The following is a 24382-nucleotide window of genomic DNA, read 5'->3' as shown; positions in this document are numbered from 1 at the left end:
AACGACCTCTCTGCGGCGTTTATAGCATATCCCAGATTTGCTTTCCGATCAGGATGGCGGTAATTCCGATAAACAGCGGCTTCACGTACTTGGAGCCTTTACGGATGGCAACCTGCGAGCCGACAAGTGAGCCGGCGATCATGGCTAGGCCCATCGGCAGACCGTAGCCGAGATGCACCGACTTTAACCAGAAAAACGACGCCAAGGAAGCGACGTTGCTGGCAAAGTTGAGCACCTTGGCATTGGCCGAAGCGCCCACAAAATCAAAGCCCAGCATCAGAAACAGAAAAAGCAGGAACGAGCCGGCGCCAGGGCCGAAAAATCCGTCGTAAAAACCCAAAGCGAACGCGCATACCGCCGTCGCGAGTCCGCGGGCGAACGTGAACCGGACCTGCTGTCCCGAGCCGTCCCAGTTTTTTTTCAGCAGCGTATAGATGAGAATGACGATCAGCAGACCGACCACCAGCGGCTTCAGGAAGGTGGACGGCACCAGATGGATCGTATACGTGCCGAGAGCCGATCCGATGAAGGATAAAGGAAACAGGAGCAGCACTAGCTTGCCGTTAATTTTGCCGGAAAATAAAAAGGAGGCCGTGCTGGTTAACGAGGATAGCGTTCCCCCCAGCTTGTTCGTTCCGAGCACCATATTGGTCGGAAGTCCGGTGAACATCAGCGCGGGAACGGCGATGAGCCCCCCTCCTCCGACGACGGAATCGATGAAGGCTGCGGCGAACCCGACAATAACAAGAAACAAAATCATATCAAATGAGGGCAGTTCCACGAGCAATTTCTCCTTACGACGTCAAGTTAAATACTGGCGGACCGAAACAAATAATGCATTCTAAAGTATAAAAAAAAATACAGGTTTGTACAATGTTAATTTGTTGGGGACATTCCTTGGGAGAGAGGAGAGGGTCCATGATTCGCTTCATGCGGCCCCAGACGGTGAAGCAGCGTTTTCGTCTGTGGATTGCGCTGGCCATTCTCATGCTCGGGCTTTCGATCAACATCGCCTTTTATATATTGTATCAGCAGGAAGCTCAGGCAGAGGCGCTGCGCAATTTGTCGGACAAGCTGAATCTGCAGACGTTGTTCATCGACCGGTGGGTGCAGGAGCGAGAGCTGGATATGCGTCTGCTTACCGAGGATGAGGCCGTCAGAACGCTGAACAAGCCCTTGATGGAGGCAATTTTCCGCGATTTCACCATATTGCAGCGAGACTTTGCTTCGCTATCCTATGTGAACGCTGACGGTGTCACGGAAGTGGATACCTATTCGGCTATGGGCCTTCAGGTCAACGAGCGTGATTACTATTGGGCGGCGAAACAGGGCAAATCGTCGATGTCCAATGTCATCATCGGCAAAGCATCCGGCGAGCCGGTCATTATTTTCTCCGCCCCGACCTATGACGAAGGGGGACGATGGACGGGGCTGCTGCTCGGTTCGGTCAAGCTGGAGACGATTCAGCGAGTGGTAGGTTCCCTGCATTCCGGGGAGACGGCGGACTTTTACCTCCTCGACCGGGTCGGCGTACCGATGACGAAGCCGCGCTTTATCGACGACGTACGCCAGAACGCGCAGCCGATCTCGACGGACATTACGCGCCGGGCCTCGGTACAGGCGGTCTCGAAGGAGGCGTATGCCAACTACAAGGGAGACATCGTATTCGGTTCTTACCAGTGGATAGCCGGCCACCGCTGGCTGCTGATAGGCGAAGTGAGCAAGAAGGAACTGTATTCGAATTTGTACGGGCTGATGCTCGTTTTTATCGCCATAACGCTGGCCACGCTGATGCTAAGCTTCAGCGGCATCGTTATTCTTACGCGGCGGATCGAACGTCCGCTCGAATTTTTGCTGCAGGGCACTCGCATCATCAAGGAGGGTCAATACGGATACCGCATCGACCCGGCCGTCTTCAGGCACGCCCCTGCCGAGCTCCAGGAGCTGTGCGATACGTACAACCTGATGAGCCGTAAGCTGAAAACGACAGTCAAGCTGCTTGAGGAGTCGGCTATGATCGATCCGCTCACCGAACTGTACAACCGCCGGTATATGATGCAGAACGGCAACCAGCGTCTGCTTCGGGCCTTGGAAGCGGGGTATCCCTGCTCGGTGCTGCTAATCGACATCGATTATTTCAAGCAGGTCAACGACACGCATGGCCATTTGGTCGGAGACCGGGTGCTGCGGCATGTGGCGGGAGTGCTGCAGAGGCAGACGGGAGGCGACGAATTAGCTGCCCGGTATGGCGGAGAGGAATTTATGGTGCTTGCGCTGCGTTTGGACACCGTGCAGGCCAGAGCCTTGGCGGAGACAATCCGCCGGGCCGTCGCCGCGGAGCCCTATGAGGCAGACGGCATACGTATCGAGCTGACGGTTAGCATCGGCGGCGCAGTGTGCACAGATTTGGCCGAAGGGGCGGACGCGAAACTGCCGCTGGAGCAAATGATCGAAGAAGGGGACAAAGCGCTATACCGGGCCAAGCAGTTCGGCCGCAACCGGGTCGAATGGGAATCCGGCTCGCTGGGAGACGGCTGATCTGACGCCATGCGTTCAGGAGCGGGACCTGCCTTTTCACCTCCGGGCGAAAGCCTGCATATACTGGGTTCATCGGCCTTGAGGCGCTTAAGGAGGCAGGGACGCAGTGGAATGGGAGGAATATGAACGGGCAAGACGGGAGCGCATCGTGACCCGCCGGTTGACGAAGCCCCGACTTGACGTGAAATATCCGCAGGTGCTGGGACTTCAAAACCGGCTTGTCCAGCGAATCGTCAATCATTCGATTCTGGATGCCATCTACAAGCTGGTCCGCAAGCAGGACTACGTACAGGATCAGACCAGAACGGTATCGGGCAGCTATAAGGTCAAACTGCATAAAAACGGCCTGCTCAGCTTGCTGTACGACGTCTACGGATACTCTCAGGGAGCGGCGCACGGCCTCGCCTACCAGAGCTCGCAGACGTTTAATTTGCGGGACGGAAGGGAGTATCAATTAAAGGACTTGTTCAAGCCGGGAAGCGACTATGTCCGCCGGCTGTCGGCGATTATCCGCCGAAGGTTCAAAGAGCAGGACATTCCGATGATCGCGGAATTCCGTTCGATCCGTCCCGATCAAGATTTTTATTTGACGGACCGCGCCATTGGCATCTATTTTCAACTATACGAATATACGCCGTATGCCTACGGTTTTCCGACGTTTGAAATCCCTTTTACGGAAGTCGCGGACATTCTCGATCCGAACGGTCCGGTCGCTTTGCTGGCCTACCGTTGAACGGTTTTTAGGTCGCCGGCGCCGCTTCCGGGGGGTCGCCGGCTTTGTTGCTGCAATTCGATAACCTTAGGAAGGCGAGGCGAAACTATGGCCAAGCATGCCATCGTCGCAGGGAGCACAGGTCTTGTCGGACGCGAGCTGGTAAGCTTGCTTCTGGAGCATTCCGCTTACGACCGGGTGATCACATTGGTACGAACCGACTCGGGAATCCGGCATCCGAAGCTCGAACAACGCGTCATTTCCTTCGATCGTCTGGCTGACGAGGCGGCTGGCGGCTTCGAGGGCGCCGACGTGTTCTGTGCTCTCGGGACGACGATCAAGAAAGCGAAGACGCAGGAGCAGTTCCGCAAGGTCGATTACGGCTATCCGATGGAGCTCGGCCGGCTGGCGTCCGTGTCAGGCGCCGCGCAATTTCTCGTCGTTACGGCTATCGGATCGGACAAGCAGTCGGCCTTTTTTTATAGCCGGGTCAAAGGCGAAACCGAAGAGGGGCTCCGAGCGCTCGGGCTGCCGTCGCTGCATATTTTCCGTCCTTCGCTGCTGCTCGGCGAGCGGGAAGAGGTCCGCTTCGGGGAGCGCATGGCTGCGCTTCTGTCCCGAGTCGCAGGCTTTGCCATGCGTGGGCCGCTGCGGCCGTACAAGCCGATCGCCGCGCGAACGGTGGCTAAGGGCATGCTTGAAGCTGCGCTTCGCGGCACCCCGGGCACTCATGTGTACCCGTCGGACCGGATCGAAGCGCTGGCTTTCGAATTATGAAAAAGGCCGCGGATCGCGGCCTGAAAGGACTACTGGCCCGGCAGCTTCTTAGGCTTGCTGCCGAACCACTTCACGTATAACGCTTCGTACGTTCCGTCTTTGCCGAGAGCCTCGATTGCGCCGTTGATTCTCCCGAGATGCTTGTTTTTCTTTTTCGTGACAACGGCGTAGCTTTCTTTGTTCAACACTTCCCCGACCATCTTCACTTTGCCTTCCCCGTCGTTCTGCAGGAAATGGTGGACGTTGCGCTCGTCGAAAATGACCGCGTCCAGCTTTTTATTTTTCAAATCGGTGTAAGCATCCGAGATATCGGGATAGCCCCGGACCTCTTGGGTGCCTTGGATTCCGCCGGCATAAATATAAGAGGTCGAGCCGCTCTTGGTTCCGATGATTTTTCCTTTCAGATCGTCCTTGCTCTTGATCTCTTCGTTGTCCGAAGCGGTAAGCAGGACCAGTCCGGTCTGAAAATACGGATCGGAAAACGCAAAATTATCCTTGCGGGCTTTGTTGACGGTCATCCCCGCGATCGCCATGTCCACTTGGCCGGATTTCACGGCTTTGTTCAGCTCCCCTTGCGTCATCGGAACAAGCTCGTATGGCAAGTTCGCTTTTTGCGCGATCGCTCTCCACAGCTCCACTTCGAACCCTTTGCTCTCTCCGTTCTCGGTATACGTGAACGGGCGGAAATTGCTTTCTATCCCGACTTTGACAGGTTTTTCCCCGCCGCATCCCGCGATCAGGAGCGTCAAGAGGACGGCCAGCAGTCCGATTCCCCGTCCGCTGCGAATTGCGACATCCATTCCCTTCGTACCTCCTTTTCAGGTAAACAAAGGTATTGTTTGTCTTCCGAGGGACGGTTATGCAATCCGGCTGCCGGGCGCATAAAAAAAGAGGGGCCCGATTGGCATCAGCCCCCGAACGAGTCCCGGAACGCTTTGGCCAAAGCGTCCGATTCCACTTCCCACAAGGCGGCCACTTCGCCGCAGACGTTCTCGTCGAACCAATCGGCCAGCACCTTGCGATTATCCGCGTGTTCCGCAATATAAGGCAGGTTTAGCAGCACCTTTTTATAATACAGCTCCTCCGCCTGCGTTACCGCTTGCTGGGGGATGTAACGTCCCAGCTTTTTGCGGGCGCGGTAAAGCTCCCGGCTGCAGGTGCGGCGAATTTGCCGGGCGGACGGGTAAGGCCGACTGTGCTTCATTTGATTTGCTGGATTCATCGATGGCGGCATCTCCTTCCTGCCATTATGCTATGCGGAAGAAGGGCGGGCGGGTACTGCCGACAGCGGTTTTTGAACGTTACAGAAAGTTTAAGTTCGCTAAAGCATTAAAGCGGACTGCGACTTTCTGTACCAAGAAAAACTTCCGCTAAAAACGGTCTGGCTTCTTTGAATGGACTCCGATAAGGAGTTTTTCTTAAAAAGGGGCGGCGTCTACTCGTCGATGACCAGGTAGCCGACCATCGGTCCGTTGTGCGCCATGTCGGGATGGGTCAGGCAGATGATCCGGTAGACGCCCGGTTTGGAGGCGCGGAACGAAATGACGGTTTCTTTTCCTTTTTTTACCTCCCCCTTCATGTTAAGGCCTTCGATGATAAAAGGATGGCTGGCGCCGTTGACGCCGTAAATGCTGAGCCGGATGCGCTCGCCTTTCTTCATATAGATCGTTCCCGGGTCCCAGCGGTAAGCTTCGATCGTTTTGCCGTCCGATGTCGTCGATTTGAACTCGCCGGTCACGAGCTGGATCGTCCGTTCGGGTCCGACAGGGCTCATCGCGGCCCGAATCGTTTCGCGTTCCCAGAAGAGCAGTGCGGCACCGGCCAACAGTACGGCGGCGGCTCCGATTTTCAATCCCTTCAGTCCCTTTTGGCTCAGCACATATACCTTCGTCATCGGCATCCCCTTCGGTTTCGGATCGTTTGTACGAGTATATTCGGGTGCTTGTCTGAACATGCCGGATCGGTTTCAAACCGGGAAGCGCCGGGTAAAGGTTCTTAACTCGAACACCGGGGGAGGACGATCCATGATGCGCTTAAAAGGTAAGCTGGCCCTGCTGGGGCTGTGCCTCGTTCTGCTCATGCCGTACACAGCAGGAGCGCAGGCCGTGTCGACGCGGGAGGCCGCGGCAGAGCTGCGGGTCCGACTGGACGCTTTGTTTGGCGAGCATGCGCTGCTGGCTGTTTTTGCGATGCAAAAACGATACGACGGCGCGGCCGATCGCGAACAGGCCGCTGAGGAGCTCGGGAAAAATACCGAACGGCTGGCAGCCACGCTGCGGTCGACATACGGGGAAGAGGCCGCCAAAACCTTCGAGCCGCTTTGGTCGTCGTATGTCGAGGCTTTGCTCAACTATGCGCAAGCCGCTGCGGCAGGCAACGAGACGGCACGGACGCAGGCGGCGAACGGCTTGGAGGCCTACGCCAAGGAGCTGGCTTTGTTTTGGGCGCGGCTCCTTCCGGATCTGGGTGCAGCGGGGCTGGAGGAAGGAGCGAAGCGGCATACCGATCTGATGCTTCAGGCGTTCGATGCTTACGCGGACAAAAATTACGCGGCAGCGTATAAATCGATGCGCGAAGCTTACGCCCACGCAGTGGCAAGCTCCGATCTGCTGGCGGCGGGCATGGCTGCGCAATCGCCGGACCGGTTCGACGCATCTGGCATGAAGACCCGCAAGGCAGATCTGCGCACGGCACTCGGCCGCTTGCTTGGCGAGCATGCGCTGACAGCCGCATTTGCGATGCAGAAAAGCATCGACGGCGCAAGCGACTTCGATCAGGCGGCTGCGGCGCTGAATGAGAATGCGGAGGATCTGGCGGCCGCCGTCGCTTCCGTTTACGGGGAGCCATCAGGCGCCACGTTTCGAACGGCATGGACCTCCCGTACCGGCTATCTCTTGGATTACGCGAAGGCGGCAGCATCCAAAGACGAGTTGGCGCGGACAACCGCGGCAGGCAATCTGGAGAAGGCTCAGGCGGAGCTGGCGCAATTTTTCGCGGATGCGAACCCGCAGCACGGGAGCAAGCCGGAGCTGATGAACGGTCTGAACACGCAGATCGGGCAAGTGACCCTAGCCCTTGACCATGAGGTGCGGGGCGAGTACGCTGCCGCCTATGCCAATATGGAGACGGCCTATACCCAAATGCTCCCGATAGCCGACCTGCTTGCGCAAGGAATCTCGGACCAGTACCCCGACCGGTTCCCGGACGCTCCGGCCTCCGTACGGAAAACCGTAACGATGCAAGTCGGCGAAACGGAGCTGACCGTAAACGGCCAGACGGTCCGAATGGACGTTTCTCCCTCGCTTCAAGAGGGCGTCATCTATATTCCGCTGCGGGTCGTCGCAGAAGCTGTCGGCGCCACGGTGACATGGGACGCGGCGACGAATACGACGCAGTTAGCTTGGGACGGCAATCAGGCGTCTTTCCCGATCGGCTCGGATCAAGCGGAAGTCAACGGCAGGAAGAAATCGGGCGGAGGGGCTTCGACCATCATGCAGGACGGGCGAGTTATGGTGCCGATTGACGTTCTCTGCCAAATGACAGGCTGGAAAGCGGAGCTTGGAAAAGACGACGGGTCGATTCGCTTGACGACGACCGTTGAGGAACGTTCCTAGCCATCCGGCAAGCATGGATAAAAGAAGGATCGCCCTCCCGGCTTTCGGCCGAATAGAAGGCGATCCTTTTGGTGCAGGCAGCTGAACTGCGGCACACTATTATTTGCGCAGTGCGGCGGCTTGGGGCTTCTTGCCTTTGACCAGCGTACCCGAGACGTAGATGGCCAGAAACAGAAGCATCGCCAGCGCCGACAGCAGATACATCATGGAATAGCTTGTCCCCGAAGCGATGCCGCCGAGCAGCAGGGAGCCGAGCGCGATCCCGAGATCGATCGAGTTGTAGAACGTTCCGTTCGCCGTACCGCGCATTTCCGGGCTTACCTGCTTCACGGTCCAGGCTTGCAGCGAAGGCTGCAAAATGCCGTAGCCGATGCCGTAGCACAACGCCGAGGCAAGAAGTCCGGTCATGCTGGATGTATACGACAGCAAGACGAGTCCGACGGCCACCATGAGCGCTCCGGGAGGCAGGACGGCGAAATGGCCTTTTTTATCGAATATTTTACCGGCGACTGGGCGAACAAGCAGTACCGCCCCGGCATTGCATAGGAAGAACCAGCCGACGTTCCCGATATGCACTTCTTTGCCGAACAGCGCGAGGTAGCTGATCAAGCCGCCGTACGTAATCGAGAGCAGCATGTTCAGAAAACAGGGCAGCGCCACCTGTTTGTACGTCCCGCGCGTATCCGGAGCGGCGGCCGGTGAAGGGGCGGTCGCCGGCTTCGGAACCGACGGGGTGCTGCGGATCAGCAGCGACAGCGGGATGATCAGGATCGCGAGCAGCGTCGAGACGAGGATCAGCGTATCGAACCCGTAGCTGCCGAGCAGCCACAGCCCGATGACCGGCGCGGCCGACATCGACAGGCTCGTCGACAGGCCGAAGTAGCCCATCCCTTCGCCCATCCGCCGGATCGGAATGATATCGGACACCATCGTGCCGAACGCTGTGCTGGACACGCCGAAGCCGATGCCGTACAAGATGCGGATGAGCAGAAATAAAGCCAGCGTGCCGGCGGCGTAATAGCTGGCCGTTGCCAGCATATAGACGGTAAGGCCGACCAGCAGGATGAGAGCGGTTCGACCGCGTTTAAGCCAGGAGCCGGCGAAGAAGCGAGTGACGATGGCCGATAAAGCGAACAGGCTGATGACCAGACTGACCGTCCACTGGCCCGCCCCGAACCGTTCGGTGACATAGGCGGGCAGCGACGGAGTGATCATTTGCAGATTCAAATACAAAAATAAATTGCTGACCGTAAGCAGGACGAAGTCCCGGGTCCATAATTTGGAAGCAGGTATGTCTTGTTGTTCTTTCATGAAGCGATTCTCCTAGTCTTAAGGTTTCAGTAGAGTATCCAGATGGGCGATCAGCCGTAGATGAGTCTGTCGGAAAGCTTCGAGCTCCGATTCGGGCATCCAAGAGAAAATGTCTTCGATCGTTTGCCTTTCGATTGGCATCAGCACTTGGAGCTTATGCCGGCCTTGCTCCGTCAGATAGACGAGAAACGATCTCCGGTCCGTCTCGCTCGTTTGCTTGCGCACCAGTTCTTTGCGGATCAGACAGTCCAGGATACGTGCGGTCGTAGGCTGATCTTTCACCGTACGGTCGGCGATTTCTTTCTGACTGATGCCGTCCGATTCGTGCAGGCGGCACAGCACCGAAAATTGCTCCGGCGTCATGTCGTGCTCTTTCAGCCGCGAGGTCAAGACGTTCAGCATCTTCCGGTGCGTTTGGCCGATAATGAAGCCGATCGACCATTCGTGCAGGTTAGGATTCAATCGCAGCACTTCCTTTATTACGAATTAATTGTCACAACAATTATAAGTCTGACATGTAAAAAAGTAAACAGGTTTCGACAGCGGACGCAGAGGTCCGTGTCGAAACCTGTTTTTGTTTGTCGCCGCATCGGGTTTACAGCCAGCGCTGCGGATACGTGCGGCGGCATACCCGGTGGTAGCCCCAAGCGACAGCAACGATCAGCAGGGAGCCGAGCAGCACCGGGCTCCATAAGAAGCTCCAGGCGGAGCCGGCCGTCATGACGAGGAGCGGATCGGCGCCGGCAGGCGGATGCAGCGTACGCGTCCACTGCATCGCCACGATGGACAGCCCCAGGGCAAGCGCGGCGGACCAGGCGTGAAAGCCTGCCGTGTGCAGCACGACGAGCCCGATGGCGGTGCTTAGCAGATGGCCGCCGACGATGCTGCGTGGCTGGGCAAGCGGGCTATCGGGAATCGCGAAAGCGAGCACGCATGAGGCGCCGAAGGGAGCCATCAGGAGAGCGACCTCGCTCCATTGCCCGAGCAGCAGAGCGGCAAGCACGGCAAGGAACGCGCCGGCTCCCTGCAGCCCGTAGGCGATTCCTTTACGCAGCGCCGACAGCGTTGTTGAGGATGGGTTCATGGGGCATTCTCCTTTATCCAAATCGTATTGGCAAAATGATTAACGTTATGCTAGCATGAAAGCAATCCATTTGTGAAACGAATGTTATCGATGGTATTGATTTCATTTATCGATGCCTAAAATTCATTTGCCGTATTTTTCGTCCATCCATGAAACCTTGGGAAAAAGGAGCTCGTATAACGTATGATCGAGAAATTGGAAGGCCGTTTTTTAGTGACGTTTCTGGCCGTGCTGGAAGAGAAAAGCTTCAGTAAAGCCGCCGAGCGGCTCGGTTATGTGCAGTCCACGGTAACCTCGCAAATGCGTCAGCTGGAGGAAGCGGCAGGGCAGAAGCTGTTCGACCGGCTTCCCCGCGGTGTGGAGCTTACCGGAGCGGGCCGCAGGCTGGAGGTTTACGCACGCCGGTTTATGCAGCTCGGACGGGAGTTGGAGGAAGAAATGAACGAGGAAGGTGCTCCCCGGGGAATCGTACGGCTGCGGGTGCTGGAATCGTTCGCCGCGGCTGTCTTGTGGGGCCCGCTCCGGTCGTTCATGGAGACGTATCCGGACATCGATGTGCAGGTCGAAGCCGGCTTTCAAGCGGAAACGCTGGAAGCCGTCCGGTCGCGGCGGGCCGATATGGGGCTTGTTCCCGCAGACCCCTGCGCCGCGGATCTTACGTTCGATCCGCTGCTCGAAGACGAGATGCTGTGGATCGCCGCGCCGCGCGAGGCGGAGGCCGTCGGCCGAGAGGGCTGGAGCGCGATCCGTCGGATGCGCATCGCCGGCTTCGGCGAACGCTGCATGTACTCGCAGGCCGCCGAGGCTCAGCTTGCCGCGCAGCGTATGACTCCGGCCGGGCGGGCTGAATTCGCCTCGATGGACATGATCAAGCGCGCCGCCGGCAGCGGTTGGGCGCTTGCGCTTGTTCCACGTTCCGCCGTAGCGGCGGAGCTGTCGGCCGGCGTGCTGGCGGAGTGCGCGCCGCTCGGCAGGCAGCCGATCTGCCACGGCTTAATCCGCCACAAGTCGCGCGAGGCAAGCCGGGCGGCGCAGCTGCTGCACCGATATTTGCTGGGGTGCGGCATGGAAGAGGTTATGATAGAATAGGATAGGTTGAGAGAGAACGGACCAATACGTATTCGGAGAGGAAGAGGGCTGAGCAATGCTGCATGACTTGATTCAATCGGCGCTTCTATTTATCGAAGGGCTGGGCGTATGGGGAATTTTGCTGGGCTTGATGCTCGAAGTGATTCCGAGCGAAATTGTCCTCGCTTTCGGAGGGTACCTGGTTTCCCGCGGCGAAGTATCCATGATCGGCGCCATCGTGTTCGGCACGATCGGCTGCATGTTTCAACAAGTGATCTTGTATTGGATCGGGCGTTACGGCGGCCGGCCGGCCTTGAACAAATTTGGCAAGTTTCTCCATATAAAGAGCAAGCATTTCGATATTGCGGAGGGCTGGTTCAACAAGTACGGTCCCGGCATGGTGTTTCTGGCCCGATTCGTCCCCGTCCTGCGGCAGGCGATTTCCATCCCTGCGGGTATGGCGCGGATGCCCATGTGGAAGTTTTTGTTCTATACGCTTCTTGGCACAATTCCTTGGGCGATTCTGTTCGTTTACCTTGGACGGGCGCTTGGGGACAACTGGGAGCAGATTGACGAAGTGGCGGCTCCTTACACGAAGCCTGCTCTGATCGCGGTTGCGGTCATTACGGTGCTGTATGTGCTGTGGAAAGTGCTTACCCGCAAAAAGTCCGGTGGCAAAAAAGGCCACCGCGCCGACACGAACAACGGCTACGGCGTGGAAGGCGAGAAAAGCACAGCCCACCAGCTCAAATATATAGGCGCAGAATACCGCGTCCTGCATGGACGCCGCGTACATGCGGGCGGCGGCACGCAGGAATTCGACCATATCGTGGTCGGGCCTAACGGAGTGTTTCATATCGACTCGAAGCATTGGTCGGGGGACATCCATTTTACCGGCCAAGGGGTCGAACGTGTCAAATCGCGGTCCGACCGCGGAAAGCAGGAAGAGCCGCACAGCCAGGATCCGACGGCGCAGCTGTACCGGCACGAATACGTGCTGAAGGAGCTATTCAAGCAGCACCGGATACAGGCCGATTTGATCGGCATCGTATGTTTCACCCACCCGAACTGCCGTCTTGTCGGGACGAGCCCGGCTTTTGCGACGCTCAAGCTGGATCGCCTCGTCCATCACATCAAGACGTACAAGCCGAAGCGGACGTTAAGCGCCGCCGAGGTAGCGTCCATCGAAAAACTGATCAAAGACAACAGCAAATAGCGTGCCCGGTCCGTCTCCTTTTGATTGGAGCGGACTCTTTTTTTTGGTACAATGAACCATAGTGTGAACATTTCGAAGGAGGAGAAACGTTATGAGCAAAAACTTGAGCGCCAAGCTGCGCCAAGGCTTGTCCCCGCAGCAGTTTACGGACGGCATGACGAAAAATCAGGAGAAATTCAAAGAGTGGTACGATCTGTTCGTATGGGAAAGCGAAGAGGACAAGGAGTTTTTCGAATCGCTCAATAACCGCGACGATCTTCGCTGCCTGATCCTTGCGGCGGACTGGTGCGGCGACGTGGTGCGCAACGTTCCTGCCGTGTTCCGCGCGCTCGAAATCTCCGGCATCCCGACGGAGGTACTGATCAAGGAAGAGCACCCGGACGTGATGGCCCAGTTCCTGACCGGCGGCGGAGAAGCGATTCCGATCGTGATTTTTACCGATTTCAGCGGTTTCGTCCTCGGCCATTGGGGGCCGCGCCCGGCGAACGTGCAGGCGGTCATGACGAAGTTCAAACAGGAGAACCCGGACCGCGAAGCGCCGGATTATAACGATAAAATCCAGATCGCCCGCCAGGAAATGGTCAAGCAGTACGGCGAAGGAGCCGGCTACCAGACGGTGATCGTGAAAGAACTGCGCGAGCTGCTGTCCTCATTCTAGTCCGACACCCGACGTATTATGTAAAGGAGCTCGTCTACCGTATGGAAACGAAGCAAATCAAAATCGAAACCTTCTCGCTCGGGCCGCTGCAAACAAACGCTTATCTCGTCTCTCTGCCAGAGGAGAACCGCGGCTTCGTCATTGACCCCGGGATGGACCCGCAGCCGCTGCTCAAGCGGATCGCAGGTATGGAGATCGAAGCGATCGTCCTGACGCATGCTCATTTCGATCATATCGGAGGCGTGGACGCCGTGCGCCGTCTGAAGGGCTGTCCTGTGTACCTGCACGATGCGGAAGCGGACTGGCTGACGAATCCGAAGCGCAACGGCTCCGTGATGTGGCCGGAGCTGTGCGGACCGATCACGACCGACCCGGCGGAGTATGCGCTGGACGACGGTCAGGAGCTTAAGCTGCTCGACATCGTCTTCAAAGTGCTGCATACGCCTGGCCATTCTCCCGGAAGCGTCAGCTTGCTCTACGGAAATCATCTGTTCGGCGGCGACGTGCTGTTCCGGCTGTCGGTCGGGCGCACCGATCTGCCCGGCGGAGATGAGCAGGATCTGCTGGACTCGATTCATGACAAGCTGTTCAAGCTGCCGGATGAGACGATCGTCTACCCGGGGCACGGAAGCCGGACGACGATCGGCTACGAACGCGAGCACAACCCGTATCTATAAACCACAACGAAACGACTGTCCCGTTCCGGGCGGTCGTTTTTTTATTCTCTTCCGGACAAGCCTCGGTCAATGCCTTTGCGCGAATGGCAGCGGTCGGGGCAAGCGTCTAATTTTGCAAGGCTAGGTGAATACCGTGTTCCCTATGGGTGCTACACCATAGACTGATGGTGTGTTCGATAGGAACACGTAACCAGTCCAAGCGACTGCAAGTTGCAGGTACGGCGACGCTGCCGGCTTTGCAATTTGGGTAAATTTCACGGAGGTGTTCATCTGTATGGAAAAGTTTCAACCGAATGCGTTCCCTAAACAGAGCATGGTGTCGCCATTGTCGTCGAATTTTCCGCCTTCTCCAAGCGTATCGCCGTTTTCGGCGCCAGGGCCGAATATTGCTCCCTACTCGGCGCCGGGGCCGAATATCGCTCCCTACTCGGCTCCGATGCCGAATATAGCGCCGATGTCGAATATGCCTCCGATGCCGACATCCATCTCGCCTGCATACGTAGCTCCTACGTCGAACTATCCAGCGGCAAATGTTCACAACCTTAATGAGATCAACGTTTTCTTCCCGAAGAAGAAGAAAAAACACCACCATTTCTATCCTTGGTTCGGGTGCGGGACATCGACAGGCATTATTCTCGTCTTGTTTATTTTGTTGGTCATCGTCCTGCGCAGCAAGCACCGTCACCATTGCTGACGCGTAGCGCAGGCGGTCATGCTCGGTAGTTTTCTGCCGGCTCCACCGCCGCTATGCCAAGGCTCCCTGCAGTAACGCCCGGTCGTCCTCCGATCCGAGCACAGCTCGTTGATTGCCGCGCGTTACGACGGTTCGATCGCAATCGGCGAAACCGTCCCATCCCGCAAAGAGTGCAGGGAGCCTTGCGAGGGTGGAAAAAGATATTGACAGGACGAAATTTAGCGTGCTATTGTGTTAAACAAACGTTTAATTTAAATAAATGTTTAATTAAAATACATAACTAGAGGAGAGAACACACAATGCTTCAAGCTTTGCGCGCGTATTTGAAAAAGCCCGCGACGATCATCGGGATCGTTACGGCGATGATGTTCCAAATTATTTTCAGTCTCGTTTGGATGTCCGGTTATCGAGGAGTGAACGAGAACGTCAAGCAGCTCAAAATTGCCGTCGTTAACGAGGATCAAGGCGTCGGCAAGCGGGTGGAGGAGCAGCTTGTATCGTCGCTGCCGTTTCGCATGATCAGCGAGCCGTCGCTGAGTCGGGCTCAAGAGCAGCTGAACAACCGGGAGGTGCAGATGGTGCTGCATCTTCCGGCCGATTTTTCCAAGCAGCTGCAGGCGCAAGAACAGAAGGGACGGATCGATTATTTCATCAATGAATCCAATCCCGCGCTGATCAAAAGCATCATGCAGGGCGTCGCGAACGGGGTAACCGCTACGGTCGGCAAGGAAGCGGCGGCGATGGGTATGCAGGCTGTGCTGGTTCAAGCGAACATGCCCGCAGCCCAAGCGCAGAGCGTAGCACAAGGGATATCCGATAAGGTGCAGTCCAACATCGAGTCGATCAACCCGGTTTTAGGCATGCATAATCAAATGGTGCCGATGATGATGGTGCTCGCTTCCTTCGTCGGAGCGATGATCATGGGGATGAACGTGCAGCAGGCGACCGCGATGCTCGGCCCGAATTTCTCCCGATGGAGCAAGTTCGGCGCACGGGTCATCATCAACGTCGTATCCGCCGTGTTCATCGCGCTGATCGGCTCGTCACTGGTCATGGCGATGGGTGGTCAGACCGCTGCCGGCTTCGTATCGCTGTGGCTGTTCCAGGCGTTGTTCCTGATGACATTCATGTTCTTCTCGCAAATGTTCCTTATCGTCTTCGGAATGGCCGGCATGCTCTTCAATATTGCGATGCTGTCGATTCAACTGGTTTCGTCGGGGGCGATGGTGCCGAGGGAATTGCTCGGGGGCTTCTATCATACGTTCAGCGAATATTTGCCTGCCACTTATGCGGTGGACGGCGGTATGAACCTGCTGTTCGGCGGTCCGTCCGTATCGGCCGATGCGGGGGCACTCGTAGCCATCATGCTCTGCTGCCTCATTGTCGGCTTGGCCGCCACCGGACTGCGCAGAGAAGGGCGTGCCGTCGTGCAGCCCTCGGGGGCAGCGGCCGTTAACGCCTAATTCGGGCACAGCCATTTGCCGGAAGCTTGGGCGCAGTCCGCTCCGTCTTCCGGTTTTGTGGTACAATAATGAAACCTATAGTCAAACGGAAGGGGACGCATCAGTTGGCCCAGACGGAAACGGATATGAAAATGCGTATTTTATATGCCGCCAAGAAGCTGTTTTCCCGGCAAGGCTTCCAAGGGACGAGCGTCCGGCAAATCTGCGAGGAGGCGGGCGCGAATGTCGCCTTGGTTTCGTATTATTTCGGCGGCAAGGAAAAAGTGTTCCATGCCATTTTCGAACATTTTTTTCCGGGCCGGCACCTCTCCGAGCAAGAAAATTATTTCGTTCACCCGGTTCAGGGGCTTAGTCTCATTGTCCGGGAAATCGTCCGCTTCAGCCTCACCGACCGGGAGCTGAGCACGATTATTCAACAAGAAATGGTTCTGAATACGCCGCGTGCCGAGGTGGTCAACTCCTTTACCTCTCCCATCTGGAGCAGGGCCCGCATGTTGCTGGAACAAGGCCGGAAGGAAGGCTTGTTTCATTACGAATCGCTGGACCAAGCGTTATTGTTCGTCATGGGAGCGACGCTGGCCCACAAGCAAATCGGCTGCGGCCGGGAACTACTGTCACTGCCGAACCTGCTTGCAGACGAGACGGCGGAGCACACGCTGCATTTTATTTTGAAGGCGCTTGGGGCGCCCGGGTCACCCGCCTAAACCTTCCGGGCGCCTCTCCCATACATTAAAGCAACAGGAAGAAAAAACGAGAGGGGAGAGCGCAGGGTGAGCAAGCTGCCTACGGTATTCCGCAGCGTCAACGAAAGTTTGGATGAAATTTTGACCGCTTTCGACAAACTCAATTCGATCTACCAGTCGGCGAAGCAGATGTCCCCGGTGCTGAAGCAGGCGGCTAATCTGATTGCCGAGGCGAATGCGGCTGCAGCGGAGCAGCAAGTGAGGCTAAGCGAAGCGATGAAGACCGCAAGGAACAGGTCGGTCGGAGGAAAGCAAGGCAGAAGGGCACCGGTCCGGAAGCGGAGGCGGATGCTTTAAATCGAATCGGATGCCGGGCTCGGATGAGCCGGGCTTTTTTTGCGTGCAGACGCTTTTCCCGCTTCCGTTGCTTCCATAGCAGGTTTTCGTTGGCACAGTTTTGCCCGAAGCGGTATACTGGGTTTGGGAAATTACGGGATACGATTCGATACAACGGGAGGTAACTTTGCATGGCTTTTATCGATTGTCACTTTTTCTCCGAATCGCTGGGCCTGTCCACGTCGATGTACGTTTTATTGCCCCAGACGACGGTGGGTCAAATCGGCTTGAACAACCGCAGTACGGGAGGCAAGCACCCGGTGCTGTTTTTGCTGCACGGCCTCTCGGACGATCATACGATCTGGCTGCGCCGGACATCGATCGAACGCTACGCGGCCCCGCTCGGACTTGCGGTGGTCATGCCGGCTGTGCATCGCAGCTTTTACGCGGACATGGCGAGCGGCCCGAAGTACTGGACGTTCGTCAGCGAAGAGCTGCCCGCGCTTGCGAGGTCTTTCTTCCCGCTGGCAGAGGAGAGAGAACGCACCTTTGTAGCCGGCCTGTCGATGGGCGGATACGGCGCGCTGAAGCTGGCGCTCCGTCATCCCGAGCGGTTCGGGGCGGCCGCCAGCTTGTCCGGCGTAACGGATATCGAAGCGATGGCGCGGGAACGGCTGTCCCGGGAGGAAGCGGCGGCGATATTTGGGTCGGCGGACAGTCTGCGCGGCAGCGATAACGATTTGTTTGGGCTGGCGTCCGGATTGGCGCGTTCGGATGCGGAGCAGCCGAAGCTGTATCAATGCTGCGGCACGGAAGATTTCTTGTACGAGGACAATGTCCGTTTCCGCGATCATTGCCGGGAGCTCGGGCTAGAGCTTACTTACGAGGAAGAGCCCGGGGCGCATGATTGGGGCTATTGGGACCGTAAAATTCAAAGCGTGCTGAATTGGCTGCCGCTGGAAAATGGTCTGGCGAGCAACTAAAAAGGATTGGCTTATAGGCTTGGGTATGCTCCGTTTGGCGGGCGTATCCAAGCTTTTTTGTTGATTGTGCCTATAGGATAAGGAGGGCTCTGCCGGTTATCCGGGTATTCACAGGGATCTTATAGAAATTTACCCCTCTTTCTGGAGGAAATTATCCGTTACAACGTGGGAGCGATCCCTGATAATGGAAGCTAGAATGATGAGAGGAGGGATACCTGCCGATAACCGACGATGATGTCAGCCCGATGGTCAAGGACTGTATGCCGGAAAGTAAAACGTAAACAAAGGAGCTGTTGTAGTTAATGATGAAACGAAAAGCTTGGGCGCTGCTGCTGGTCGTCGTGCTGCTCGCCTCGCTGCTGCCGGCGGCTGCCTTCGCCGCTGCGGCTTGGGCGCCGAATACCTCGTACAAAGCCGGTGACATCGTCTCCTACGGAGGCTCGGATTACCAATGTATTCAACCCCACACCTCGCTTGTTGGATGGGAACCGCCGAACGTTCCCGCCCTGTGGAAGCAGCATAGCGGCGGCGGGACGGATACCCAGCCTCCTACCGCACCGGCCAATTTGAGCGTTGGCGGCAAAACATCGACCACCGTCAGCTTATCCTGGGGCGCATCGACCGATAACGTCGGCGTAACGGGCTATGACGTGTACCAAGGCGGTACGCTTGTTGGAAGCGCTGCCACGACTTCGTATACCGTGAACGGCCTGACGCCGTCGACTTCGTACACGTTTACGGTAAAAGCGAAGGACGCCGCCGGCAACGTATCGGCCGCCAGCAATGCCGTCACCGTCACGACGGACGGGGCTCCTACCGACACAACTCCTCCTACGGCGCCAACAGGTGTTAGCGCTTCCAACGTAACGTCGAGCAGCGTGACGTTAACTTGGACGGCATCGACCGATAACGTCGGCGTAACGGGCTACGACGTGTACCAAGGCAGCACGCTTGTTGGAAGCGTTGCCACGACTTCGTATACCGTGAGCGGCCTGACGCCGTCCACCTCGTATACGTTTACGGTAAAAGCGAAGGACGCTGCCGGCAACGTATCCGCTGCGAGCAATGCCGTATCCGTTAAGACGAACGGGACGTCGAACGACACAACCCCGCCTACGGCGCCAACAGGTGTTAGCGCTTCCAACGTAACGTCGAGCAGCGTGACGTTAACCTGGACGGCATCGACCGACAATGTAGGCGTAACGGGCTACGACGTGTACCAAGGCAGCACGCTTGTTGGAAGCGTTGCCACGACCTCGTACACCGTAACCGGTTTGACGGCTTCGACGTCGTATACGTTTACGGTGAAAGCCAAAGACGCTGCCGGCAACGTATCTGCTGCGAGCAATGCCGTTACGGTTACGACATCCGGCAACGGCGGCGGTGGCGGCAAGAAAATCGTCACGTATTACCCGGCTTGGGCGGTCTATGGTCGAAACTTCAAAGTACCGGAAATCGACGCTTCGAAGGTCACTCATATCAACTATGCATTTGCGGACATTTGCTGGAACGGCAAACACGGCAATCCGGATCCGACCGGACCGAACCCGCAAACCTGGGCTTGCGCCGATGAGAAGGGCAATATCAACGTACCGAACGGATCCATCGTTCAGGGCGATACTTGGGCCGATACCGGCATGTCGTATCCGGGAGATACATGGGATCAGCCGCTCAAGGGCAGCTTCAATCAATTGATCAAGCTGAAGAAGGCGAATCCGAACCTGAAGACGCTCATTTCCGTCGGCGGCTGGAGCTGGTCCAACCGGTTCTCGGACGTGGCGGCCGATCCGGCGACACGGTCTAATTTTGCCAAATCGGCAGTTGACTTCATCCGCAAATATCAGTTTGACGGCGTCGATCTCGACTGGGAGTATCCGGTCAGCGGCGGCCTGGCAGGCAACAGCAAACGTCCGGAAGATAAGCAAAACTTCACGCTGCTGCTGCAGGCGGTCAGAAGCGAGCTGAACGCCGCCGGTGCGGCCGACGGCAAGCAGTACTTGCTTACGATTGCTTCCGGGGCAGGCCCGAATTACGTGAACAACACGGAGCTGTCCAAGATCGCGCAAACGCTCGATTGGATCAACATCATGACGTACGATTTCCACGGCGGCTGGGAATCCAAGTCCGGGCACAACGCTCCGCTGTATTTCGACCCGGCGGATAACAGCGAAGATCCGGTCAACTTCAACGTCGACAAGGCGGTCGCGAATCATCTGAACGCCGGCGTGCCGGCTTCCAAGCTGGTGCTCGGTATCCCGTACTACGGCAAAGGCTGGCAGGGCTGCGCCTCGGCGAATAACGGCCAGTATCAACAATGCTCCGGCGTTTCCCAGAAAGGAACGTGGGAGAACGGATCGTTCGACTTCTACGATCTGGAAGCCAACTACATCAACAAAAACGGCTATACGCGCTACTGGAACAACGTAACCAAAACACCGTTCCTGTATCAGCCGAACGGCGGCATCTTCATCTCGTACGACGACGCTGAATCGATTCAGCACAAGGTCGATTACATCAAGTCCAAAGGACTTGCCGGCGCCATGACGTGGGAAGTGACGCAGGACCGCAACAAAACGCTGCAAACGATCGTGAAAAACGGTCTGAATCCGTAAAACACCCCGACAACAAGAGCACCGCACACGCTTCATGCCGCACTAATGATTTCCGGCCTTCGCCTTCATCGGGCGGAGGTCTTTTGTTTATCTTGTAGCGAAGGGTGCAGATACAGCAGCGAACCGGCCGTAGAAAGCAAGCCGCCCAGCAAAATGGTCCCCTGCGTCCCGAGCCGTTCGGCCAGCACGCCGGCTAAAAAAGCCGCGACCGGCATCAGCGTCCACGTCATAAACCGGCTCGTCGCCTGAACGCGTCCTAACAGCCGGTCGGGTGTCAACGTTTGCCGGATTGTCACGATGCACGGATTCATGGCGGACGCGGCGATCGTCCCGACTGCATTCGACAGCAGCAGCACAGCGTAAGTCTGCGACTGGCTGAAGACGACGACCGACAACCCGCCCAAACAGGAAGCGGCGAATAAAATGGTCCGGTAAGAGAATCGTTTTCGCAGCACGGCCGTCACCAGCGCTCCCCCGACCGCTCCCAGTCCTCCCGCAGACAAGAGCCAGCCGATGCGCCCGACAGGCAGCTGAATCGTTTCTTTAAGATGAAATACCATCATCGTCAGGAACAGGGTCGTTCCGAAGACGGATACGAGCATCGCCAGGTTCGTAAATAAAATCGGCTTCGTCCGCACGACAAACTGAAAGCCTTCTTTTAAATCTGCATACATGCCGTTTGCCTTCTGGGTATCCGCAGCCGACTTCCGGATGGGAAGGCTGAGAACTGTCAGAAACGAGATGATAAAAGTGGCGCTGTTGACGAGCACTGCATATCCGGGATTGTACAAGCCGATGACCATTCCTCCGAGACCGGGCGCTGCAAGAACGGCCAAGTTCGCAAAGCCCGAATTGACCGAATTCACCGTCTGAAGATCGCTTTTTCGGACGAGATTCGGCACGGAGGCGATTTGCGCCGTCGTATAGATTTGACCGAGCACGCCGGCGGTCAAGGCGCCGATGTATACGTGCCACATTTCCAGCGAATCCATGATAAACAGAAGGCCTAGCAGCCCCGTAATGACGCCTCTGCCGAGATCGCAGAGCAGCATCAGCGTTTTACGGTTCAACCGGTCGGACCAGATGCCGGTCAAGGGCTGTAACAGCACTGGCAGGCGTTCGAGCGCCGTAACGATTCCCATGCTGACCGGCGAGCCCGTAATCGCCAGAACGAGCAGGGGAATCGCGATAAGCTGAATTTGATCTCCGCAGTAGGAAATAAAGCTGCTTCCTACGAAGCGGAAGACCGGGTAATTTCTTTTGAATTCCGGCAGCGAAGGATCGTGGCTTCGTCCGGCAGCCGATGCTTCCATGTTCCGCCCACCTTTATTCGTCTTGTCGTAAATAATCGGCCAGCTCTTGGGCCAGCGTATCGATGGCTTTCGTCTTGATGCGGTACTTGGCATCGCGGATGTCGACCAGCCTTGCGGCGCGGAGCAGCTTCAAATGATGATGAATCGTCGATTTTCCGATATTCAGCCGATCCGTCAAATCTTGCAGGCTCCGGTCCTCTTCGGACAGCAGCTTGACGATGCGAAGCCGGATTTCGTCGCCGAGCGCCTTATGCTTAAGAACGAGCGAGGCGTCGGGCATGTATTTATCGGCAGGATGGATGCTTTCGCTGGCAACGGGATAATGAAATACCTTCGTCCCTTCGATATCCGCTTCGATGTTCCATGGCCGGTAAACGATTTGCGGGATAAGAAGCACCCGGTGAACGCTCGGCTCCGGCGAATACGCGACCCCGCCCGTGGCCCATTCGACTAGCTCTTCCGGGGTCGTCCTTTGCTGCATGCTGCGCTTGGCTTCGCCGTCTCTGGTCAAAACGGCAAGGAGCTGCTCCGCTTCCGGCTCGATAACCGCCTCGTACCAGCCTGACATTACTTCCACGAGATGACGTTTCAGCTCTGCCGGATCGGTTGTGCAGATAAAATCGATATAGGCCGGGAAAAACGGGTTCCCGTTTGCGAGTTCCTGCAGCTTTTGCATGGCCTTTCTATCGCCGGAAGCCGCTTGCTTGCGCGAGTTCTGGTGGTCTTTTCCCAGATAGGGAAGACAGATGCTTTTCAGCTCCTCCGGGGCCAAACGCTCGATATAAGCCAGAAAATCGGGCAGGAAAGCGAAAGCTTGCTGATGGAGCAACTGAAGCAAAGCTTTCCAAGTATTGTGCTTTTCTACAAAAGCCAAGTGCCCCAGCAGCTCTTTGGATAACGAGGATTTGAGTCGTTTCCAATCTTCCGTCGGCTTCTCCAACGTATGGAGAAGCGGCGTGTTCGTTACGGCAGCAATCCCCATCGCGCATTCCCACAGCAGCGAATATTCGAGCTGCACTTGATACGTCTCCCGCTTCCGTCCCGTGGCTTGAATGATGTCCAACCCAATCACCTCTGCGAATTAAATGATTCTAGTGTATTCTATAATATTGAAATTTTAAATTCAATATTTTTAGAATTCGAATTCAAAAAAAGACCGACGGTCTTCCCTTTAGAGGGAGACCGTCGGCCGGGTGAAACGTTATTTCGCTACCGTCTTGTTGTACTGTGCAAGCTTCGACGATATTTCTTTAGCTGCGCCGTCCAGCGCTTCTTTCGGAGACTTTTTGCCGTTCAGCACTTCTTCGATCGCGCCTTCGGTCAGCTGGCGGGCTTCCGGGAACACGCCCATAACTGCGCCCTGTGTCGCTTTGTTCGCTTTCGTTTGGTGCAACTGGTCGACTGCTGTTTTAAACTGCGGATACTTGGTCAGATTATCCTTGACGAGCTGCTCGTCATACGCTTTTTTCGTGATCGGGAAGTATCCCGTATTCACGTGCCAATAAGCTTGCTGCTTCGGATCGGTGAGGAATTTGATGAACTCCCAGGCGCCCTTCTGCTCCGCTTCGGAACGGTTGTTCAGGATGTACAAGCTCGCGCCGCCGACGATGACGCCGCCATCCTTCGCGTCCTTCGGCTTCGGCAGGAAGGCCGTGCCGACCTGGAACTTGCCTTCCGCTGCGCTGACAATCCCGCGCAAGGAAGCGGTCGTATCGAGTGTCATCGCGATTTGGCCGGCGGCGAACGCTTTTTTCGTATCGTCGGTTTTGCGGCCGAGGTTCAGCATCGTTTTGTCGTCGATCATTTGCTTCCACCAAGTCATCGTGTTGACGCCGGCATCGCTGCCAAGCAAAGATTCCGTTGCCGGGCTGGTGCGGCCGTTGCCGTTGTTCAGCAGCTCGGCGCCTTGGTTTGCGAAGAACTGCTCCATGAACCAGCCGTAGATGGCGAAGGAAGCACCGGCTTTGCCGTCTTTAGACAGCTTTTTGGCTGCTTCGGCGACTTCCTCGTAGGTGACGGGCGGCTTTTCCGGATCGAGACCGGCGGCTTTGAACGCATCTTTGTTGTAATACAGAATCGGGTTGGACGTGTTGAACGGCATCGAATTCAGCTTGCCGTCCACCGTATAGTAGTTCAAAATATTTTCTTCAAGCTGGGAGACATCGTATTTGTCAGCGTCGATAAATTTTTGCATCGGCGTGATCGCTTTGGAGTCAATCATGAAGCGGCTGCCGATTTCGTACACCTGAATGAGCGCCGGACCGCTTTTGGAATCCATGGACGCTTTCATTTTGTTCAAGCTTTCGTCGTAGGTGCCTTGGAATACGGCTTCGACAACGACGTTTTTCTGGGAGGCATTGAAATCGGCGACCAGTTTGTCCACCGCTTTGCCCAGCTCGCCGCTCATCGAGTGCCACCAGACGACCTTGACCGGCTCCCCGGCTTTTGGCGCTTCCTTATTCTCGGCGCCCCCGGCTGCAGGCTTGTCGCCGGCGTTGCCGTTTCCGCATGCCGCCATAAACATCATGACGAAAGCAAGCAGCAGAAGCAGCATGCTTTTTTTGTTCAGGTGCTTCATTTCGGTTGATCTCTCCCTTTAATTTGTTATTTATATATAGAGCGAGGAGGCGTTTGGAAACTCGT

Annotated in this window: 24 protein-coding genes and 1 pseudogene; 15 read left to right on the top strand and 10 right to left on the bottom strand. The window is 56.6% G+C overall.

Going from position 1 to position 24382, the window contains the following annotated elements:
- Positions 1–19 precede the first annotated feature (19 nt).
- On the bottom strand, positions 20–781 hold the full coding sequence (locus tag QMG93_RS10320) for a sulfite exporter TauE/SafE family protein (protein WP_216792668.1): 762 nt from the start codon (positions 779–781) through the stop codon (positions 20–22).
- A 137-nt stretch (positions 782–918) separates the two neighbouring features.
- On the opposite strand from QMG93_RS10320, the gene QMG93_RS10315 reads away from it, so the two are divergent.
- The 3 genes from QMG93_RS10315 (at position 919) to QMG93_RS10305 (ending at position 4027) form a co-directional block, all read left to right on the top strand.
- Positions 919–2538, top strand: coding sequence for a diguanylate cyclase (locus tag QMG93_RS10315; RefSeq protein WP_281936039.1), 1620 nt, complete (start codon positions 919–921; stop codon positions 2536–2538).
- Between the two features lie 106 nt (positions 2539–2644).
- Positions 2645–3271: a DUF3298 and DUF4163 domain-containing protein gene (locus QMG93_RS10310; protein WP_281936038.1), complete on the top strand. Its 627-nt coding sequence runs from the start codon at positions 2645–2647 to the stop codon at positions 3269–3271.
- Positions 3272–3358: 87 nt separating this feature from the next.
- Entirely contained in the window at positions 3359–4027 is a 669-nt protein-coding gene (locus QMG93_RS10305) for an oxidoreductase (RefSeq protein WP_281936037.1), read from the top strand.
- 29 nt (positions 4028–4056) lie between these two features.
- Here QMG93_RS10305 and QMG93_RS10300 read toward each other — a convergent pair whose 3' ends face one another.
- The 3 genes from QMG93_RS10300 to QMG93_RS10290 form a co-directional block, all read right to left on the bottom strand.
- Positions 4057–4827: a substrate-binding periplasmic protein gene (locus QMG93_RS10300; RefSeq protein WP_281936036.1), complete on the bottom strand. Its 771-nt coding sequence runs from the start codon at positions 4825–4827 to the stop codon at positions 4057–4059.
- Between the two features lie 107 nt (positions 4828–4934).
- On the bottom strand, positions 4935–5249 hold the full coding sequence (locus QMG93_RS10295) for a dehydrogenase (protein WP_281936035.1): 315 nt from the start codon (positions 5247–5249) through the stop codon (positions 4935–4937).
- A gap of 213 nt (positions 5250–5462) precedes the next feature.
- Positions 5463–5921 (bottom strand): cupredoxin domain-containing protein, encoded by a 459-nt coding sequence (locus tag QMG93_RS10290; RefSeq protein WP_281936034.1) that lies wholly within the window; start codon positions 5919–5921, stop codon positions 5463–5465.
- 130 nt (positions 5922–6051) lie between these two features.
- On the opposite strand from QMG93_RS10290, the gene QMG93_RS10285 reads away from it, so the two are divergent.
- On the top strand, positions 6052–7641 hold the full coding sequence (locus QMG93_RS10285; RefSeq protein WP_281936033.1) for a copper amine oxidase N-terminal domain-containing protein: 1590 nt from the start codon (positions 6052–6054) through the stop codon (positions 7639–7641).
- Positions 7642–7740: 99 nt separating this feature from the next.
- Here QMG93_RS10285 and QMG93_RS10280 read toward each other — a convergent pair whose 3' ends face one another.
- From QMG93_RS10280 to QMG93_RS10270, 3 genes are all read right to left on the bottom strand, one after another.
- Complete coding sequence (locus QMG93_RS10280; RefSeq protein WP_281936032.1) at positions 7741–8952, bottom strand: MFS transporter; 1212 nt, start codon at positions 8950–8952, stop codon at positions 7741–7743.
- 18 nt (positions 8953–8970) lie between these two features.
- Positions 8971–9423, bottom strand: a complete 453-nt coding sequence (locus QMG93_RS10275; protein WP_281936031.1) for a MarR family winged helix-turn-helix transcriptional regulator — start codon at positions 9421–9423, stop codon at positions 8971–8973.
- A 124-nt stretch (positions 9424–9547) separates the two neighbouring features.
- Positions 9548–10036 (bottom strand): HPP family protein, encoded by a 489-nt coding sequence (locus QMG93_RS10270; RefSeq protein ID WP_281936030.1) that lies wholly within the window; start codon positions 10034–10036, stop codon positions 9548–9550.
- 183 nt (positions 10037–10219) lie between these two features.
- On the opposite strand from QMG93_RS10270, the gene QMG93_RS10265 reads away from it, so the two are divergent.
- The 11 genes and pseudogenes from QMG93_RS10265 to QMG93_RS10215 all read left to right on the top strand — a co-directional run bounded on the left by QMG93_RS10265 (position 10220) and on the right by QMG93_RS10215 (position 20426).
- Positions 10220–11125 carry a LysR family transcriptional regulator gene (locus QMG93_RS10265; RefSeq protein WP_281936028.1) on the top strand — a complete coding sequence of 302 codons (906 nt, stop codon included), beginning with the start codon at positions 10220–10222 and terminating at the stop codon, positions 11123–11125.
- 55 nt (positions 11126–11180) lie between these two features.
- A pseudogene (locus QMG93_RS10260) lies at positions 11181–11777 on the top strand (DedA family protein); the annotation flags it as partial.
- The gene (locus QMG93_RS10255) at positions 11754–12320 is read left to right on the top strand and encodes a nuclease-related domain-containing protein (protein WP_281936368.1); all 567 of its coding nucleotides are present in this window, start codon (positions 11754–11756) and stop codon (positions 12318–12320) included. The pseudogene QMG93_RS10260 and the gene QMG93_RS10255, both read left to right, overlap by 24 nt.
- Before the next feature lie 91 nt (positions 12321–12411).
- Positions 12412–12978 carry a thioredoxin family protein gene (locus tag QMG93_RS10250; protein ID WP_281936027.1) on the top strand — a complete coding sequence of 189 codons (567 nt, stop codon included), beginning with the start codon at positions 12412–12414 and terminating at the stop codon, positions 12976–12978.
- Between the two features lie 41 nt (positions 12979–13019).
- A complete protein-coding gene (locus tag QMG93_RS10245; protein WP_281936025.1) occupies positions 13020–13655 on the top strand; it encodes an MBL fold metallo-hydrolase in 636 nt (211 codons plus the stop codon).
- A gap of 274 nt (positions 13656–13929) precedes the next feature.
- The gene (locus QMG93_RS10240) at positions 13930–14349 is read left to right on the top strand and encodes a hypothetical protein (RefSeq protein WP_281936023.1); all 420 of its coding nucleotides are present in this window, start codon (positions 13930–13932) and stop codon (positions 14347–14349) included.
- Positions 14350–14648: 299 nt separating this feature from the next.
- Positions 14649–15812: a YhgE/Pip domain-containing protein gene (locus QMG93_RS10235; protein WP_281936021.1), complete on the top strand. Its 1164-nt coding sequence runs from the start codon at positions 14649–14651 to the stop codon at positions 15810–15812.
- A gap of 68 nt (positions 15813–15880) precedes the next feature.
- Positions 15881–16516: a TetR family transcriptional regulator gene (locus QMG93_RS10230; protein ID WP_281936019.1), complete on the top strand. Its 636-nt coding sequence runs from the start codon at positions 15881–15883 to the stop codon at positions 16514–16516.
- 66 nt (positions 16517–16582) lie between these two features.
- Positions 16583–16852: a hypothetical protein gene (locus QMG93_RS10225; protein WP_281936017.1), complete on the top strand. Its 270-nt coding sequence runs from the start codon at positions 16583–16585 to the stop codon at positions 16850–16852.
- A gap of 170 nt (positions 16853–17022) precedes the next feature.
- Positions 17023–17814: an alpha/beta hydrolase gene (locus QMG93_RS10220; protein WP_281936016.1), complete on the top strand. Its 792-nt coding sequence runs from the start codon at positions 17023–17025 to the stop codon at positions 17812–17814.
- A 302-nt stretch (positions 17815–18116) separates the two neighbouring features.
- A complete protein-coding gene (locus QMG93_RS10215) occupies positions 18117–20426 on the top strand; it encodes a glycosyl hydrolase family 18 protein (protein ID WP_281936014.1) in 2310 nt (769 codons plus the stop codon).
- Between the two features lie 65 nt (positions 20427–20491).
- Here the strand turns inward: QMG93_RS10215 and QMG93_RS10210 are convergent, their stop codons facing one another.
- From QMG93_RS10210 to QMG93_RS10200, 3 genes are all read right to left on the bottom strand, one after another.
- Entirely contained in the window at positions 20492–21739 is a 1248-nt protein-coding gene (locus QMG93_RS10210; protein ID WP_281936012.1) for an MFS transporter, read from the bottom strand.
- A 13-nt stretch (positions 21740–21752) separates the two neighbouring features.
- Complete coding sequence (locus QMG93_RS10205; RefSeq protein ID WP_281936010.1) at positions 21753–22802, bottom strand: ArsR/SmtB family transcription factor; 1050 nt, start codon at positions 22800–22802, stop codon at positions 21753–21755.
- Between the two features lie 138 nt (positions 22803–22940).
- A complete protein-coding gene (locus tag QMG93_RS10200; protein WP_281936008.1) occupies positions 22941–24317 on the bottom strand; it encodes an ABC transporter substrate-binding protein in 1377 nt (458 codons plus the stop codon).
- Positions 24318–24382 lie beyond the last annotated feature (65 nt).

It is taken from the genome of Paenibacillus tyrphae (assembly GCF_027925525.1).
Taxonomy (GTDB): domain Bacteria; phylum Bacillota; class Bacilli; order Paenibacillales; family NBRC-103111; genus Paenibacillus_G; species Paenibacillus_G tyrfis_B.
Note: the sequence above shows the minus strand (reverse complement) of the source record. Positions and strands in the feature narration are given on the sequence as shown.